The sequence below is a fragment of the Nitratireductor luteus genome (assembly GCF_026162365.1).
GTDB lineage: Bacteria > Pseudomonadota > Alphaproteobacteria > Rhizobiales > Rhizobiaceae > Chelativorans > Chelativorans luteus.
Genome location: NZ_JAOANW010000009.1, coordinates 1 through 15,938 on the forward strand (window position 1 = coordinate 1; position 15,938 = coordinate 15,938).

General features: G+C 63.3%; 9 protein-coding genes and 1 pseudogene. 6 read left to right on the forward strand and 4 right to left on the reverse strand.

What is annotated here, in order from left to right:
- A pseudogene (locus tag N1058_RS14065) lies at nt 1-1,174 on the reverse strand (TonB-dependent receptor); the annotation flags it as partial.
- Nucleotides 1,171-5,547, reverse strand: a complete 4,377-nt coding sequence (locus N1058_RS14070) for a DUF7507 domain-containing protein (protein ID WP_265518214.1) — start codon at nt 5,545-5,547, stop codon at nt 1,171-1,173. The gene N1058_RS14070 and the pseudogene N1058_RS14065, both read right to left, overlap by 4 nt.
- A gap of 505 nt (nt 5,548-6,052) precedes the next feature.
- On the opposite strand from N1058_RS14070, the gene N1058_RS14075 reads away from it, so the two are divergent.
- The 5 genes from N1058_RS14075 to N1058_RS14095 all read left to right on the forward strand — a co-directional run bounded on the left by N1058_RS14075 (nt 6,053) and on the right by N1058_RS14095 (nt 11,786).
- Nucleotides 6,053-7,102: a LacI family DNA-binding transcriptional regulator gene (locus N1058_RS14075; protein WP_265518215.1), complete on the forward strand. Its 1,050-nt coding sequence runs from the start codon at nt 6,053-6,055 to the stop codon at nt 7,100-7,102.
- 77 nt (nt 7,103-7,179) lie between these two features.
- Complete coding sequence (locus N1058_RS14080) at nt 7,180-8,457, forward strand: sugar ABC transporter substrate-binding protein (RefSeq protein WP_265518216.1); 1,278 nt, start codon at nt 7,180-7,182, stop codon at nt 8,455-8,457.
- Nucleotides 8,458-8,643: 186 nt separating this feature from the next.
- On the forward strand, nt 8,644-9,531 hold the full coding sequence (locus tag N1058_RS14085) for a carbohydrate ABC transporter permease (protein ID WP_265518217.1): 888 nt from the start codon (nt 8,644-8,646) through the stop codon (nt 9,529-9,531).
- The gene (locus N1058_RS14090; RefSeq protein ID WP_265518219.1) at nt 9,531-10,370 is read left to right on the forward strand and encodes a carbohydrate ABC transporter permease; all 840 of its coding nucleotides are present in this window, start codon (nt 9,531-9,533) and stop codon (nt 10,368-10,370) included. The genes N1058_RS14085 and N1058_RS14090 overlap by 1 nt, the downstream gene beginning before the upstream one ends.
- Nucleotides 10,371-10,379: 9 nt before the next feature.
- Nucleotides 10,380-11,786 carry a glycoside hydrolase family 32 protein gene (locus tag N1058_RS14095; RefSeq protein WP_265518220.1) on the forward strand — a complete coding sequence of 469 codons (1,407 nt, stop codon included), beginning with the start codon at nt 10,380-10,382 and terminating at the stop codon, nt 11,784-11,786.
- On the opposite strand, the gene N1058_RS14100 is transcribed toward N1058_RS14095, so the two are convergent.
- Entirely contained in the window at nt 11,713-12,147 is a 435-nt protein-coding gene (locus N1058_RS14100; protein WP_265518221.1) for a M10 family metallopeptidase C-terminal domain-containing protein, read from the reverse strand. The genes N1058_RS14095 and N1058_RS14100 overlap by 74 nt on opposite strands.
- Before the next feature lie 23 nt (nt 12,148-12,170).
- Here N1058_RS14100 and N1058_RS14105 point away from each other — a divergent pair, with 23 nt between their 5' ends.
- The gene (locus N1058_RS14105) at nt 12,171-13,688 is read left to right on the forward strand and encodes a type I secretion system permease/ATPase (RefSeq protein WP_265518222.1); all 1,518 of its coding nucleotides are present in this window, start codon (nt 12,171-12,173) and stop codon (nt 13,686-13,688) included.
- A 14-nt stretch (nt 13,689-13,702) separates the two neighbouring features.
- Here the strand turns inward: N1058_RS14105 and N1058_RS14110 are convergent, their stop codons facing one another.
- Complete coding sequence (locus N1058_RS14110) at nt 13,703-15,814, reverse strand: DUF3363 domain-containing protein (protein WP_265518223.1); 2,112 nt, start codon at nt 15,812-15,814, stop codon at nt 13,703-13,705.
- Nucleotides 15,815-15,938 lie beyond the last annotated feature (124 nt).

The following is a 15,938-nucleotide window of genomic DNA, read 5'->3' on the forward strand; positions in this document are numbered from 1 at the left end:
TGAGCAGATATTTGCCCTTGATCTTGCCCTTCAGATAGAAGGCCAGCCGGCCCTTGGAATAGACCTCGTCATACTCGCCCGGACGCGCCACCTCGATGTTGTCGTCGCCCATGCGCTTGCCGATGGTCAGGTCGGCCAGCGCCACATAGAACCAGTCATTGTCGGGGATGTTGATGTCTCGGAAGAAGTTCAGCCCTCCGCTCTTCGACGGGCCGTTGACGGCGACATCGACCACATGGTCGCCCGCCGGCAGGATGCGTTGCACCACGAAGGCCTGATGGGGATCGACGGGAATCATCTCGCCGAACACCTCCACCGCATAGCCCGGCGGCACGTGCTGGCCGTGCACCGTCACCGCGCCGCCGCGCACCGGGATGTTGCGGAAAGCCGTGCGGTCCTCACCCATCCCCGGCGCCACCGCCTCCTCCTGCTTGTGCGAGGGAAAGTCGCGGCCGCTGCGGGCGATGGTGAACGGCTTCGTCTCGTCATAACGCCCCTTGGCGTCGTACACCCGCAGCACATAGGCGAAGTCGCTGTCCCCCTCGGCCGGCATGACCCAGCCGGCGGTGCCGTTGATGGCGACGGGGACGTTGGCGACGGGGCGCCCCGTTCCCTCCTCGCCCCGCCTGTAGATGCGGATCTCCGAGCGCTCGATGAAGGCCGGATAGTTGGCCGTGGCGAGGAAAGTGATCGCCTCGCCCGGCTTGTAGAGCCGCTCGATCGGCATGGTGGAGACGTTGAGGATCGTGCCGGCGTCAAGCCCGTCGAACTTCACCTGGATGTCGACCGCGCTCAAATCCAGATCCGCCTGCCGCTGCCGGTCGACCGGACGATCCGCCGGCTCCGCCTCGCCTGGGGCGAGCACCTTCGGCTCGGCACTCTTGTCCACCGTCTCCCCATCCACCTTGATCGTGAAAGGGATGGAGGGGGCATCGGCCGGCGTCTCATTTTCCGTGTTCTCGCCAACCGGCATGCCGCCGGTGGCACCGTTGTCGAGTGCCTTGCCGCGGATCTGGGTGGCGCAGTCGTCGGCCGTGCAGATAGCCTCCTCGGCGGAAGCCGGCGTACCGACGAAAGCCAATGCCATGAGCGCGCTGCCGGCCAGAAGAGGCGAGCGATGCCTGAGCGATGTCTGCGCAGTTGCCATGCCCGTGATCCCGATCATCGCTCTCATTGGACCGCCTCCACACGCATCTCGACTTCGAGCCGGTAGGCTCCCCCTCTCCTGCGCCAGCGGTCAGCGACGAGCCGCCTCATTTGCATGACCCGTTCGCCGGCAAACTTTCTGTCTGGATCGGCATAGAAGTACGTCACCCGCAGCACCGACTGCTCCTCGGCCAGGACGCCGACCAGCTGGTCGATGCCCTGATCCCACTCGGGCTTCAGCGCAGTGCTGCCGGCCTCGAAGGCATCGTCCGTCAGTTCCAGGCGCACCACCCGGCTGATCGAGGCGCCGAAATTGAGCTTGGTCATCTTGCCGGCCGTCAGGCGGACCACACGCGGGTTCTCCGTCGTCAGCCGGTAGCCGGTCGGCAGCGTGCGCGGGTCGAGCTTCATGATGAAGTTGGAGCCGATGCGGCTATCGGGCAGGTCCGCACAGGCCACGTGGAAGCGGCCATACGCGTCCGTCGTCACCAGCCAGCCCTTGACCGTGGCCAGCCGCACGCCGGCAAGACCGGGCTCGCCCTGGTCCTGGTAGCCATTGCGGTTCACATCGTCGAACACCTTGCCGATGATGTCGCCGCAGTCGAAGACCGGCTCGGCCAGGATCTCGACGACAGCCCGCGCCTCGTTCGACACGGTCCGGCCGGTCGGATCGGTGACGGTCGCCCGGTTCACGTGCTCGCCCGGTCCGGCGGAGCTAAGGGCAAGAAGCTGGAGCGAGATTTCGATCGTGCTGTCGGGTCCAAGCTGCAGACCTTCGAACACAATCCGTCTGCCATTGACGGCCGGCGTGACCTCGACGCCGTCAACCGCCGCCGAACCCTCCACATAGCGGAAGCCCGACGGCATGACGTCTGTGACCGTCACCGTGCCCACATTGCTCGTCGAGCTGTTTTCCACCCGGATCAGGTAGGGCACCTTCTCGCCGCGCCTGACCCGACGCAGCAGCGCCTGCTTGGTGATGACAACGGATGTTGGCTCCGCTGCAGGCAGCGAGATCACCGAGACGGCTTCGGGCGACGTGATCGTCTCACCATTGGCCAGCAAGCTGCTGGCCGTCGCGGCGTTCGCCACGGCATCCACCGCCCCGGCCGCATTGTCGATGTCCTCTTGCGACAGCGAGTAGCGAGCCGTGAACTCCTGCGTCTGCCCCGGCGCCAGCGTCACCAAGCTCGGAGCAAAGGGGGACAAAGTGCCGGAGCCCGGCGTGCCGGCGAATGTCGGTCCCGGATCCTCCAGCGTCACCTCGGGCAGCGTCACATTGCCCGTATTGGTCACCGTCAAGGTGTAGTCGATCGTCTCCCCGGCATCGGTGAAACCGTTGCCATTGGTGTCCTGCAGCGTTCCCGTCTTCTCCAGTTCGAGCTTCGGATCCTGCCCAAGCTCGACGATTGTCGGATCATCCGGATTGCCGTCGCCGTCGGGATCGACATCAGCCGTGTCGGTCGGATCGTCCGACGTGTCGGTTACGGAGTCGCCGTTCGGGTCAATGCCTTGCGCGGTGGCGACATTGACCACCGAGCCGGCGTCGATGTCGGCCTGCGTGACCACATAGCGCGCCGCAAAGGTCGTCGAATCCGACGCTCCCGGTGCCAGGGAGGGCAATGGTCCACCACTGACCGGCGCTTTCTCGTCGCTGATCGTAATGTTGGTGAGCGTGACCTGTCCGGTATTCGTCACCGTGAAGGCGTAATCGATCGCCTCGTCGACATCGGCGAACCCATTGCCGTTGGCATCATTCAGAGAGCCGGTCTTCTCCACCGACAGGCCCGACGTCTGCTCCGGCGGCACCGTCACCGTGTCGGGTGGGCTGGTGATCTCCGGACCCGAGGGCGGCGTGCCGGTGCCCGTCGCCGTGTTGGTGACCGAGCCGGCGTCGATGTCGGCCTGTGTCGGCGTGTAGGTCGCCGTGAAGGTGAAGGTGCCGCCCTGCGCCAATGTCTGCGGTCCCTGGTCGACGGTGACCAACGGGTCGTCGACCATGACGTCGGTCAGAGTCACATTGCCGGTGTTGGTGACGAGGAACGAATAGCTGATGGTCTCGCCGAGATCGAGCAGGCCGTCGCCGTTGAGATCGTTCAGCGTGCCCGTCTTCTCAATCGTGATGCCGGGCGTCTGGTCCGGCGGCACCGTCACAGTATCGGGCGGGCTCTCCGGCGTGTCGCCGTCCGGCGTCGTGCCGGTCGCTGTCGCCGTGTTCTCCACCGAGCCGGCATCGATGTCGGCCTGCGTCGGCGTATAAGTCGCCGTGAAGGTGAAGGACGCACCAGGAGCCAATGTCTGCGGTCCCTGGTCGATCGTCACCAGCGGATCGTTCACAGTGACGTCGGTCAGCGTCACATTGCCAGTATTGGTGACCAGGAATGAGTAGCTGATGGTCTCGCCCGGATCGATCAGGTCGTCGCCGTCGAGATCGTTCAGCGTGCCCGTCTTTTCGATGGTCAGGCCGGGCGTCTGGTCCGGCGGCACCGTCACGCTGTCGGGCGGGCTTTCGGTCGTATTCCCGCCGGGGTCGGTACCGGTGGCCCTTGCCGTGTTGGTGACCGAACCGTTGTCGATGTCGCTTTGGTTCGGCGCGTAGGTTGCGGTGAAGGTGAAGCTGCCGCCCGGCGTCAGCGTCTGCGGGCCCTGATCGACCGTCACCAGCGGATCGTTGACGGTGACATTGCTCAGCGTCACCGTGCCGGTATTGGTGACCAAGAACGAATAGCTGATCGTTTCGCCGAGATCGATGAGCCCGTCGCCGTCGCTGTCATTCAGCGTGCCGGTCTTCTCGATGGTCAAACCAGGGGTCTGGTCCGGTGGCACCGTCACGCTATCGGGCGGGCTTTCGGTGGTGTTGCCGCCCGGATCGGTACCGGTGCCTGTCGCCGTGTTGGTGACCGAGCCGGCATCGATGTCGGCCTGCGTCGGCGTGTAGGTCGCCGTGAAGGTGAAGCTGCCGCCCGGCTCCAGCGTCTGCGGGTCTTCGTTCACCGTCACCAGCGGGTCGTTCACAGTGACGTCGGTCAGCGTCACATTGCCGGTGTTGGTGACCAGGAACGAATAGCTGATCGTCTCGCCCGGATCGAGTAATCCGTCGCCGTCGAGATCGTTCAGCGTACCCGTCTTCTCAATGGTCATCGCAGGAGCGGCCTGCGCGTCGGTGTCGATCGCCGTGTTGTTGCGCGTGTCGGTGTCCGGCACGTCCGCCGGGCTGGCGACGGTCGCGGTGTTCACCAGGTCGCCGGTGAAATCCGCCGGCACGTCGATGGTGAGCGTGAAGGTGACGGAGCCGCCGGCCGGCAGGTTCACCGGCACGTCGGTGATCGCGCCCGTGCCGCTGGCCACGGTGCAGGTGGCACCCTCGGTCTCGGTACCGCAGGTCCAACTCGCCTCCGTGATGCCCGCCGGCAGCGCATCGTTCACCAGCGCGCCCTGCACGCCAAAGGGGCCGTTGTTGCTAACGACGATGTCGTAGACGGTCCGTCCGCCCGCGGTGTAGGTGTCGGTGTTGTCCGTCTTGGTGATCGCCGTATCGGCGGCGAATGTAAGCGCCGTGTTGACGCACTTGGCGCCGTCATTGCCGACCGAGTTCGGGGAGTCAGAGATCAGCGTCACCTCGCCCGTGGTCAGGTCGAACCGGTAGAAGCCACCGGTGTTTTTGGCACCGAACACGCCGTTGGTGGCGCCAAACAAGGCACCGAAACCCATGACAGCCTGCGGATCGCCGATCTCCGTCACCTGGCCGGTGGCCGGATCAATGGAGTAGAACTGCCCCGTGAGGTGAGACTGCGAATAGAGCAGGCCGTTATGCCAGGCGAGGTCGACGCCGAGCGGGCCGCCGGAAAGGGGGATGGCCGTGGCCGTCCGCGTGCTCAGGTCAATCCGGAACAAAGTACCGCTGTTGGAGGTGGGCGAGTAGACATAGTAGGCGCCGTCCGGCCCGATCTCGCCGGCCTGATACGGCGCGCTATTGGCGGGAGACGTGACACCTACGTTGATTCCGCCGCCCAAAACGTTGCCGAGATCCTGGGCCGATCCATCCGGCAGGATGCGCAGAAGCCTGACACCGCTGCCGTTCCACGTAAGGCCGTAGACAAAGTTGTCGAGCGGGTTATACCCAGCCGCATTATAGGTGAAACTCGTCGAGCCTTGCGTATTGTAGATGAACGGATTGCTCGACGAGTCGAACTGGATCAGCGTCGTCGGGGCACCGATGCTCGGATGCTGCATAAGATACATGTCGCTCGTGCACGAGCCGAAATCCGGCGGCGTTTGCGCCCGCGCCTCGGAATTCCCTCCGGTCAGCAGGAGGAACCCGGCGATCAATCCCGCAACAGTATTTTTGAAGAATCGCGGAGCAAGACCCGCCGCCGCCGACAGCGAAGCAATAATATGCATGAAAGTCCCCTCGGCTTTGCAATCGCCCGATGGCCGAGTCGCCTTTCGCTATGTACCCCCACCCCTATACAGCCGGCCTCCCCAGACCGGCTGAGCCACCCAACGATCAAAGCGACGGCCCCTCAAACACCGGACGGTTCATTTGTCTTACGCAGGACAACGCCGTATTTTGCCTTGGTGCGTATTCTCCCTCCGGAAAAACAATCACAGTATCCCCAAGCATTGTCGCACGATGTCATCTACTAATTCTGCTCATATCAGCGATTGTCTTACGTTGTCAACGTATTCCGATAAGGACCTAGCCAGCGGGTCGTGCGATATTGCAAGCCTGAAGCGTATCCTTGCGGCTTCGAACAGTCGGCAACCCATAATGCCCCGTTTTGTATGTGCCTTTAGAGCGGGTCAGCCGGCGGAGCTGGCCGGGACTATCACTTCGGGGTTGCCGTCGGCCGGCAGGCGTGCCACCAAAGCGTTGTCACATGTCCAACGCGAGCTAATCGTCAGAATGACGACGCAACGTGAAATTGCCCGGCGCGCCAAGACCTCGCTCAAGACGGTGTCGCGCGTCATCAACCGCGATCCGCTGGTCAACGCCAAGACCCGGGCGCGGATCGAGGCCATTGTCGCTGAGCTAAGGTACGAACCCTCCCAGGCGGCGCGCATGATGCGTTCGCAGCGCAGCAACATCATCGGCTTCCTGGCGGACCAGGTCGCCACATCGGCCTCCTCAATCGATCTCGTCCGCGGAGCCCAGGATGCGGCTTGGGAGTGCGGTAAGCAGATGATGCTGTTCAATATCGTGCGCGGGACACCGAGCCAGGACCTGGCCGATGCGCAGCTCGCCGCATTCCGCGCGGAAGCAGTCATCTACGCGGCGGTCTATCACCAACCGGTCGAACTGCCGCCTTCGGCCGTCCCCCGGGTGCTGCTCAACTGCTTTGACCCCGGAGGCGGCCAGCATGCGATCGTACCGGACGATTACCAGCTCGCGGCAACGCTTATGGACGAAGTACTCGACCGCGGGTACCGGCGCCCGGCCTTTCTCAATCTGAACCGGGCGATCGTCGCGGCGGGGCTGCGCGCCGCCGGCATCACCGATGCGGCGCACAAGCGCGGTCTCGACATGACTGGCCGTATTCATGAGGTCGTGGTCGGACCCGAGCATCACGGCCAGCCGCAGTTCATCGCCGACAAGATCGTTCCGGAGCTGATGTCGGCACCCTCCGAAAGCCGGCCAGACGTGCTCATCTGCGCCCAGGACATTCTTGCAATGGACGTCTACTTCGTCCTGTCAGAGCTTCGTCTTAAGGTCAGTCAGCACGTTGCTGTCGCCAGCTTCGACAATCGCGAGCCGATCGCCAGCCTCTTGAAACCGGGGCTCTCCACGATGGAACTGCCCTATTACGAGATGGGGCGCGCGGCGATGCTCGCCGCCATCAATCCGCCTCCCGCGCCGGAGACGGTGCGGCTCCCCGGAAGATTCATAGAGCGCGGCTCGCTTCAACCTTTCCACACGCTTGCAATTCACCGAACGGGCAGCACTCCCAATGCCTAGAGGTCTGCCTTTGACAACGTGCGTGGCTAGCTAATGCCTCACATTGTCATAGGACAACGTTTTCGGAGGAGACAAAGATGAAGCATGCCCTTTATGCTGGGGTGGCTCTGGCCGTCTGCATGACATCCCCGTACGCCTCGGCAGGCCAACTCACGACCTGGGTCATCGACGGAGACAGTGAAAAGTCCTATTTCACCCAACTCGAAGAGACCTTCAACGCCAAATACGGCACCGAGGGCATCACCGTCGATGTGGTGCCGATCCCGAGCTACAACGAGGCCATCCAGGCCGCGACCCTGTCGGGCGACCTGCCGGACGTGATCATGCTCGATGGTCCCAACATGGCGTCCGCCGCCTGGGCAGGAACCATCCAGCCGATCGGCGACATTCTCGATCCGGAAATCCTCGAGGACCTTTTGCCTGCCGTTAAGGCGCAGGGCACCTACGGCCCGGACCAGCAGCTCTATTTCGTCAGCCCCTACGATTCCGGCACCATCCTGTGGGGCAACACGGCGCTGCTCGAAAAGGCGGGCGTGCGGATCCCAACTTCCGTCGAGGACGCATGGACTCGCGAGGAAATGCGCGATGCGCTGGAGAAGCTTGCCGCACTGCCGGAAGTCGAGTGGCCGCTCGACGTCAAGATGCACTATGGCGCCGGCGAGTGGATGACCTATGGCTTTGCGCCCTTCGCCCAATCCAACGGCGGCGACATCATCGATCGCGAAACCTGGATTGCCGACGACACCATCAACTCCAGGTCCAATATCGAAACACTGACCGAACTGCAAAACTGGAACAAGAACGGCTGGATCGTTCCCGCCAGTGCCGGCGACAACAAGTTCTACGGCGAAAAGACCGCGGCTCTCTCCTGGGTCGGCAACTGGATGTGGCCTGCCCACCGCGAGAGCCTGGGCGACGATCTCGTTCTGATCCCGCCGCCGGCCTTCGGTGAAGCCGGCCCAATCTCGGCCAATGGCAGCTGGGGCTGGGCGGTCCCGGCCTCCTCGACCAATCTCGAAGATATCAAGGTGTTCCTCAACTACGCTATGTCCGGCGAACAGGTCGCGGCCTATGCCGATATCACCGGCTATGTCCCCTCCCGCGCCTCGGCTATTCCCCTGTCGAAAACCTATCGTGAAGGCGGCGCGGGCGAAATCTTCGCAAAGCTGGCCGAATGCTGCGGCGTGGTTCGTCCGGTGCACCCCGCCTATCCGGTCATAACCAATGCCTGGGCGACGGCCGTGGTCAACATCCTTTCGGGCGACGTCGACGTGAAGACCGAGCTCGACCGTGCGGCCCAGACCATCGATCAGGATATTGCCGATAACGACGGTTATCCGCCCTTCGGGCAGTAATCGGCGCCTGACGCAGACCTCGTCTTGGCGCCGACCAACCAGCTCTTTTGCCTCTCTCGTTTGTGCGGAAGAATCGGGAGGGAGTACAGCGGCCCGCAACGCCATCACCTCCTCGGTCCTCCGTTCAAGTGCCGAGAGCCACGATTGAGTCAAGACACGGGCCAGGAATGGCCGGGGGAGAAATCCATGGGAATCAGGACAAGCGGAAAGACACAGGAATGGGCCATGCTGCTTCCCGCGCTGTTCTTCATTACCGTGCTCATCATCGGCCCGTTTCTGCTCTCCGTCTGGTTCTCCTTTACCGATCAGCGACTGGTGCCGCGCCCGATCCCGACCAAGTTCATCGGCACCACCAACTACGAGCGAATGTTTGCCGATCCGCTATTCTGGCAGGCGATCTGGAACACCGTATTCTTCGCGGTGATCGTGACGCCGGTTCAGCTGTCCATGTCGCTCGGCGCGGCGCTGATCCTCAATTCAGCCGTTCCCTTCCGTGGCTTTTTCCGCTCGGTGGCCATCCTGCCTCTGTTGCTTCCGATGACGGTCATTGTCTCCATCTGGGCGGTACTGTTCCGCATCCCCTCAGGCCCGTTCAATGCCGTCTATCAGTGGTTCGCCGGGCAAGGGAATTATGTCGATTTTCTTGGCAATCCTTCCGTCGCCATGCTCTCGATCGTGGCGCTTTCGGCCTGGGCGACCTTCCCCTATCAGATGTTGATCTATCTCGCGGGCCTGCAGGAGATTCCGCAGGATCTTTATGAAGCCGCCAAGCTCGACGGGGCCAGGGCCTGGCACCGTTTCCGCTACGTCACCTGGCCGGGCCTGCGTAACGTCAATATCTTCCTGCTCATCATCACCACCGTGGGTGCGCTCAAGCTCTTCACCCAGGTCGACATCCTGACCAAGGGCGGCCCCAATGGCGCCACGACGACTATCATCCATTATCTCTTCAAGCGGGGCTACGCGAACCAGAAGGTTGGCTATGCCTCGGCCGTCGCTGTCTTCTTCTTCCTCGCGGTCACTGCCATAGCGCTCTTCCAGCGCCGTGTTCTCAAGAACGAGGGAGAAGCATAATGCGCATTCCCCGTGATGTCGTACTGCCATCGCTGTTTGCCGTTATCCTGGCGATGGGCGTGCTCTTGCCGCTGATGATGACCCTCACCATCAGCCTCAATCCCAACGAGCAGGACATCATGGTCTCCATGGGGGCCGTCCGCTCGTTCATCCCTCAGGTATTTTCGCTCCAGAACTATATCGAGGTATGGACTGACCCGGTGCACCCGTTCGCCCGTTACCTCGCCAACACCGCGCTCATAACTTTCTCCACGCTGGCACTCTCGATCCTGTTCAACTCGATGGCCGCCTTCGTATTGGCCCAAGGTACGCTACCCATCCGCAAGCCGGTGATGATCCTAGTCCTTGCAACCTTGGCCGTGCCCGGCGAGAGCCTGGTGCTGCCACAGTTGATGATGGCGGGCTGGGCCGGCATCGTTGACAGCTACGAGGTGCAGATCATGCCGGGCGTTGCCAACGCCATGTCGATCTTCCTCTTTTTCCAGTTCTTTTCGCGGCTGCCCAAAGAGCTGATCGAGGCGGCCCGCATTGATGGGTTCTCCTTTTTTCAGGTCTACAGGTATGTGGCCATGCCGCTCTCGAAGCCGGTGATCTCGGCAATCGCGGTGCTGCAGTTTCTCGAAATCTGGAACGCCTATCTCTGGCCCGTCATGGTGACCCGCGGCCCTGAATACCGTCCGCTTTCGGTCGCCATGTCCGCCTACTTCGGCACCAACCAAGCCGCTTGGGGCAACATCATGGCCTTTGCCGTATCCATGGCTGTCCCCGTCATCCTCTTCTTCCTTATCCTCCAGCGCCAGTTCATCGCCTCGGTGATGAGTTCGGGCATCAAGGGTTAAGCCAACACCATGACCGAGAAATACCGTTCCGATCTGCACTTCACGCCTCGCGCCGGCTGGATGAACGACCCAAATGGCTTGATCCGCATCGACGGCGTCTGGCACCTGTTCTTCCAGCACGATCCGAACAGCACCAGCCACGGCCCGATGCACTGGGGTCATGCCACCAGCACGAATCTCGTGCACTGGGCCGAGCAGCCCGTGGCACTCTATCCTACTGAACTTGGCACCTGCTATTCCGGCAGCGCGGTTGAAACCGCGGACGGTGAAATCAAGCTGTTCTACACGGCCCACAGTCGTACCTCGGAAGGCGACGACTACGAGGTGCAGTGCCTCGTCCATGCGGACCGTTCACTGTCTTTCTACCACGCAGAGCCGGCAAACCCTGTCGTCGCTAATCCCGGCCTCATCGTCTTCCGTGATCCCAAGGTCATCTGGCATGAACCGACCGGGCGCTGGATCATGCTGATCACGGAAGGCCAATCGATCGGCTTTTGCGGCTCCACCGATCTCAAGAGCTGGACGTACCTTTCCAGCTTCGGCGATGGTCACGGTCGCCACGGCTCCGGCCCCTGGGAATGTCCCGACCTGATGCCATTGACCGCGCCGAACGGCGACACCGTCTGGGTGCTGCTCGTCGGCCTCAACACCGGCAGCTATGCTCCGGGGTCGGGTACGCAATACTTTCTGGGCCAGTTCAACGGTACGGCGTTTACCAACGCCAATCCGCCCGAAACCGAACTCTGGCTCGACTATGGCCGCGATTATTATGCGGCGCAGACCTTTTTCGAACGCGGCGGCACCGATAAGCCCAGTGTCATGGCTTGGGCGAGCAACTGGCTCTATGCCAGGCAGACCCCGACGACGGCCTTCCGCGGCGTCATGTCCCTGCCGCGTGAACTGCGGTTGGTCGAAAGCCCGGATGGCCTTCGGGTCGCCGCCCGCGCGCCACTGGCCGCATGGCAGGCTTTCGGCGCCGCCGACCGTCCCGGCACCAGCCGCTCGGACCACAAGGCCGATCTCGCCGTCGGTGAGGAACTGGCCATCACACTTTTCGGTGAAGATCAGCCGCATTTCATCGCAAGGCGTACAGCAATCCATCGCGGCACGCTCCGCACGATGCGCGGCCCAGTACCTGGCATGCAGCAGTTCGCGCATGACTATGCGGTCGATTTCGCCTGGCCCGAAAGCGGTGCGTTGGACATCACGATCTTTATCGACCGTGGCCTTGTCGAACTCAGCGCCGCCGATGGCCTGGTCTGGATCACCAATCTCTTCTACCCCGCCAATCCTGATTGCTGCGGCGTTACGCGGCCGAGCAGAGTTGACCGCACTTTTGCGGTCAAAGGAACAGCGAGTCGTCGTACTGCGCGATACCGGTCAGGACGATCTGGTCGGCCTCCCCGTCGAGGGTGAGGACCAGTGACCCGAAAAGACTATTGTGGTCAGCGACCTTTGCTGCGCCCAGGTCGATTGCGTCGGTGCCGATCTCGAAATCGAAGATCATCGTGTGATCGCGGCGGCCGTCGTTGGTCTCCGCGCCGAAGAAGAAGATGTCGGAACCTTCGCCGCCCCAGACGCGGTCGAGCGCGCCGCCACCGGCGGAGATCACGTCGTTGCCGCTCCCACCGTTGATCCAGTCGCTGCCGCGGCCCGCACGCAGCACGTCGGCACCCGCGCCGCCTTCGATCCGATCGAGCCGATCGCTCCCGACGATCACATCGTTGCCGCCGCGGCCATCGAAGCGCAGCGCACCTGTGGCCCCCTCCCAAGGCATCGGCGACCGCCTTCCTAGCGTCCATGAAGGGGCCGCGCGCCGGCTACGGCGACGTGCAGCCCTTGCGAGTCCTCGCCGCCTTGCGCAGTTTCGCTTCTTCCCGTGTCCTCTTCTTTCTTTTCGACGTTCCTTTCGCACCGATCTTCGTGATCATCCTCTATTTCATCCATCCGGTGCCTTTTTTTGTGACGCTCGTGGGTGCGGCGGTGCTGCTGATGATTGCCGTCATCAACCAGATCGCCACCGTCAGAAGCGGCGCCCAGGCGGCGGAAACGACGGTGGGCGCGATGAACGCCGCACAAGTCTTCGTGCGCAATTTCGAGACCATCAAGGCGCTCGGCATGCTTTCCAACGTCACCGAAAACTGGGGAGGACGGTGTGCCGAATCCCTGCGGGCGACCGACCGGCTGGCGCGCACCAACTCCTTCTATAGCGGCCTGTCGCGGATACTGCGCATGGTACTGCAGATGTCGATTCTCGGCATAGGCGCCTATCTCGTTATCCAGGGCGAGATGACCGCGGGAATGATCTTCGCCTCCTCGATCATTTCCGGCCGCGCCCTGCAGCCGCTCGACCAGATCATCGGTGCCTGGCGCCAGATCGTGGAAAGCTACGGCGCATGTCGCCGGCTGAAAACGATCGCCCGCGAAGCACGGCACGCCGGCCATGAAGGCATCGTGCTGCCTTCGCCCGACGGCTCGCTCGCTGTCGAGCAACTCGTCTATTCCTTGCCCGACTCGGACGCCGGCGCACCGCCGCTCATCAAGCGTGTGAGTTTCGCGCTTGAGCCCGGCCAGTCGCTCGCTCTCATCGGGCCGAGCCGGGCCGGCAAATCGACTCTGGCGCGCCTGTTCGTCGGCGCCATTGAGCCGCGTTCGGGCGTCGTGCGTATCGACGGTTCCGATCTCCGCAACTGGAATTCGGACGCGCTCGGCAAGCATATTGGCTATCTCTCGCAGGAGGTGGAGCTATTCCCCGGAACGATCGCGGAGAACATTGCGCGCTTCGACCCCGATGCCGACGACGCGGCGATCATCGAAGCGGCCCGGCGGGCGCACGCCCATGAGCTTATTCTGGGCCAGAAGAAGGGCTATGCCACGGATATCGGGCCAGGCGGCACGCGTCTTTCGGGCGGGGAGCGGCAACGCATCGGCCTCGCGCGTGCCTTTTACGGCGACTCGAAGCTGCTCGTGCTCGACGAGCCCAATTCCAATCTGGATGCGGGAGGCGAAGCCGCTCTCGAAAAGGCGCTTGCGGAGGCCAAGGCCCGCGGCGCGACGGTGATCATGATCACCCACAAGATCGCCATCGCCGCGCGCTGCGACCGCATGCTGCTCCTGCAGGACGGTCAGGTCGAATTGTTTGGGACCTCGCAGGACGTCATCCAACGGTTGAGCCAGGGTATCCAGAGAATACAGCCGGCCAACACGGCCCAGCCTGCCCCGCAGGCGAAAACGGGAGATGGGCCGACCAGGCCGACGGCCTCCTTCGCCAAAGAGGCGAGGGTCGAGGCCAGTGGTTCCCCGATCCGGCGGCTATGATAAATGCGACGCCGCTACATATCGATGCCGATCCCGCGCTGCCGCCCAAAGGTCCATTCTATGCCGCCGGTGGTTCGGATATGGGCGCTGATGGTCTGGCCGATCCGCTTTTCCAGCATCGGCTCCCAAGGCACGAGATGGAGCTGGTGCCCGTCGTCGAGCATGGCGTAGCGGCCGCTGGCGAGATTGGCGGCGCCGACGAGCTTGCCGCGCGCTTCGTCGCCGATTTCCATGGCTGTGAAAATGCGGTCCCTGGCGTTGGCCATCTCGCGGCCGATGCGCTCCACTTCCTGTCGTTCCAGCGCGCGACGCATGCCCCGCGGGAACGTGATGACGCCGCTTGCGGCATCGCGCGTCGCTATCCCCATGTCAACGAGTTTGAAGGCGCGCCTATCAAGCGCCCGGTCGATCTCCCGGCCGAAGCCGCTGGGCGCGAGCCTGGTCTTGTCGGGTGAGGCAAGCTCGCGGTCGAGCCAGGTGGCGCCGTCGCTGCCAATCTGCGCTTCGAGATCGACAGCGGACAGCGTGCGGACGGTGAAGTCCTTGCCCCTGTTGCGCGCGTCATAGGCTATGCCGCGCTCGGGCAGGTCGGGCGGAACCTTCCAATGGTTCTCGTCGATGCGCTCGACATGGCCGGCCCGGCGCAGCGCTTCCAGGCGGCGGACATGGGAGCGGACGAAGGCGTCGGGATCGCCGCCCATGCGTTCGATCTTGTCGCGTGCTTGTTCTCGATGACGGCTCGGCCGGTAGAGGCCGCTCTCATCGGCTGCATCACGGATGTTGATGTCGGCGGGTCTGGGCTCGGTCTTGGCCTGGACCGGCTCCAGGGCGACGATGTGGCCTTTGCCGATGTCGTTGAGCTTTGCTGCGCCGGCCATCTCCACATAATGGACGCGGCCGTCGACCCCGTCGATGACGACATGCAGCCGGTCGCTCATCTCGTCGCCGGCCAGCCCCTTGGCCAGCACGCGGCCGATGATCGAGTCCTTGATGCTTGCCCCATGCATCGCGTAGCTGCCTGGCGAGCGCTCCTCGGAAAGGTTGTGCGCCTTTACAGCCCGGTGCATGGTCTTGATGATGTCGTTGCGGATGCCGAAGTCTCTCAAAGTCTTCTCGGCGTTGTCGGACAGCGACCATTGTCCGGGCTCGATTTCTTCGGCCAGTCCCATGCGCTCCAGCTTGCGCACCCGGTCGATCAGCAGATAGCGGTTGGCGCGGAGGGTGAAGCTGTCGCTGGCATTGGGATTGAGATCGATCAGGCCTTGGTCCCGCTGCTCGGCGATCAGCATGCGGTCGAGCCGGGTCAGCCGGTCGGCATCGACTTCCCTGGCGAGCTTTTGAGCGACCTCCCGCTCGCTCTGCGGGCCGAGCTCCAGCGTCAGCCGTTCCGATGCCCGGTGGCGGATGCCGTGGGCGATGTAGTTGCCGGCGATGTTGAGGGTCTTGCCGTCATCGGTGATGCCGCGCACCAGGATATGGGTGTGCGGATGACCGGTGTTGTGGTGGTTGATCGCCACCCAGTCGAGCCGCGTGTCGAGGTCGTCTTCTATTCTAGCCATCAGGTCACGGGTAAAGCCGCGCAGATCATTGAGCTCGGCGGCATCCTCCGGCGCAACGATGAAGCGGAACTGATGTCGGTCCGCGCGCCCGCGTTCGATGAAGGCCTTGCCGTCGGCCGCGTCCTCGAAAACCGAATACACGCGGCCCTTCTCACCGTCCCGGGTCACGCCGTCGCGTTCGAGATAGCGCAGATGCGCATCGACCGCTTTGGCACCGGTGACGAAGCTGCGGCCGCTGCGCCCTGCATTCAGCTTCACGACACGGGCCTTCACGACCACGCGGCGTGAGCGAAAGCGCATCCCGCCTTCGTATCGTTTCCAGCCGCTGCCTTCTTTGGGAAACGATGCCGCCAATTTGGCGCCGCGGCCGCGGGCATTGAACCGGCCGCTCTCCCTTCCGGCCGACCGCCCGATCCGGCGCGGATCGCCGCCCGCCTTGCGCACCGCCATTTCCACCTGGCGGCGGAACGAGTTTCCGCCCGACTTGCCGCCGCGGCCCCGGCTGCGCGACGGTCCCGGCCGGATCTGGAAAAGGTCATCGAAATCGTCTGCCATGAGAGCTGACATGGACCGACGATTCCGGGCGTTCAAGGGTGAAAACCGCGTGATCGCAGGTGGGCGGACATAAAGGCAGGGAGGGCGTAGCTACCTGGATTCCGCCTCTCAACGGCACCATGTCAAGCCATTGAAA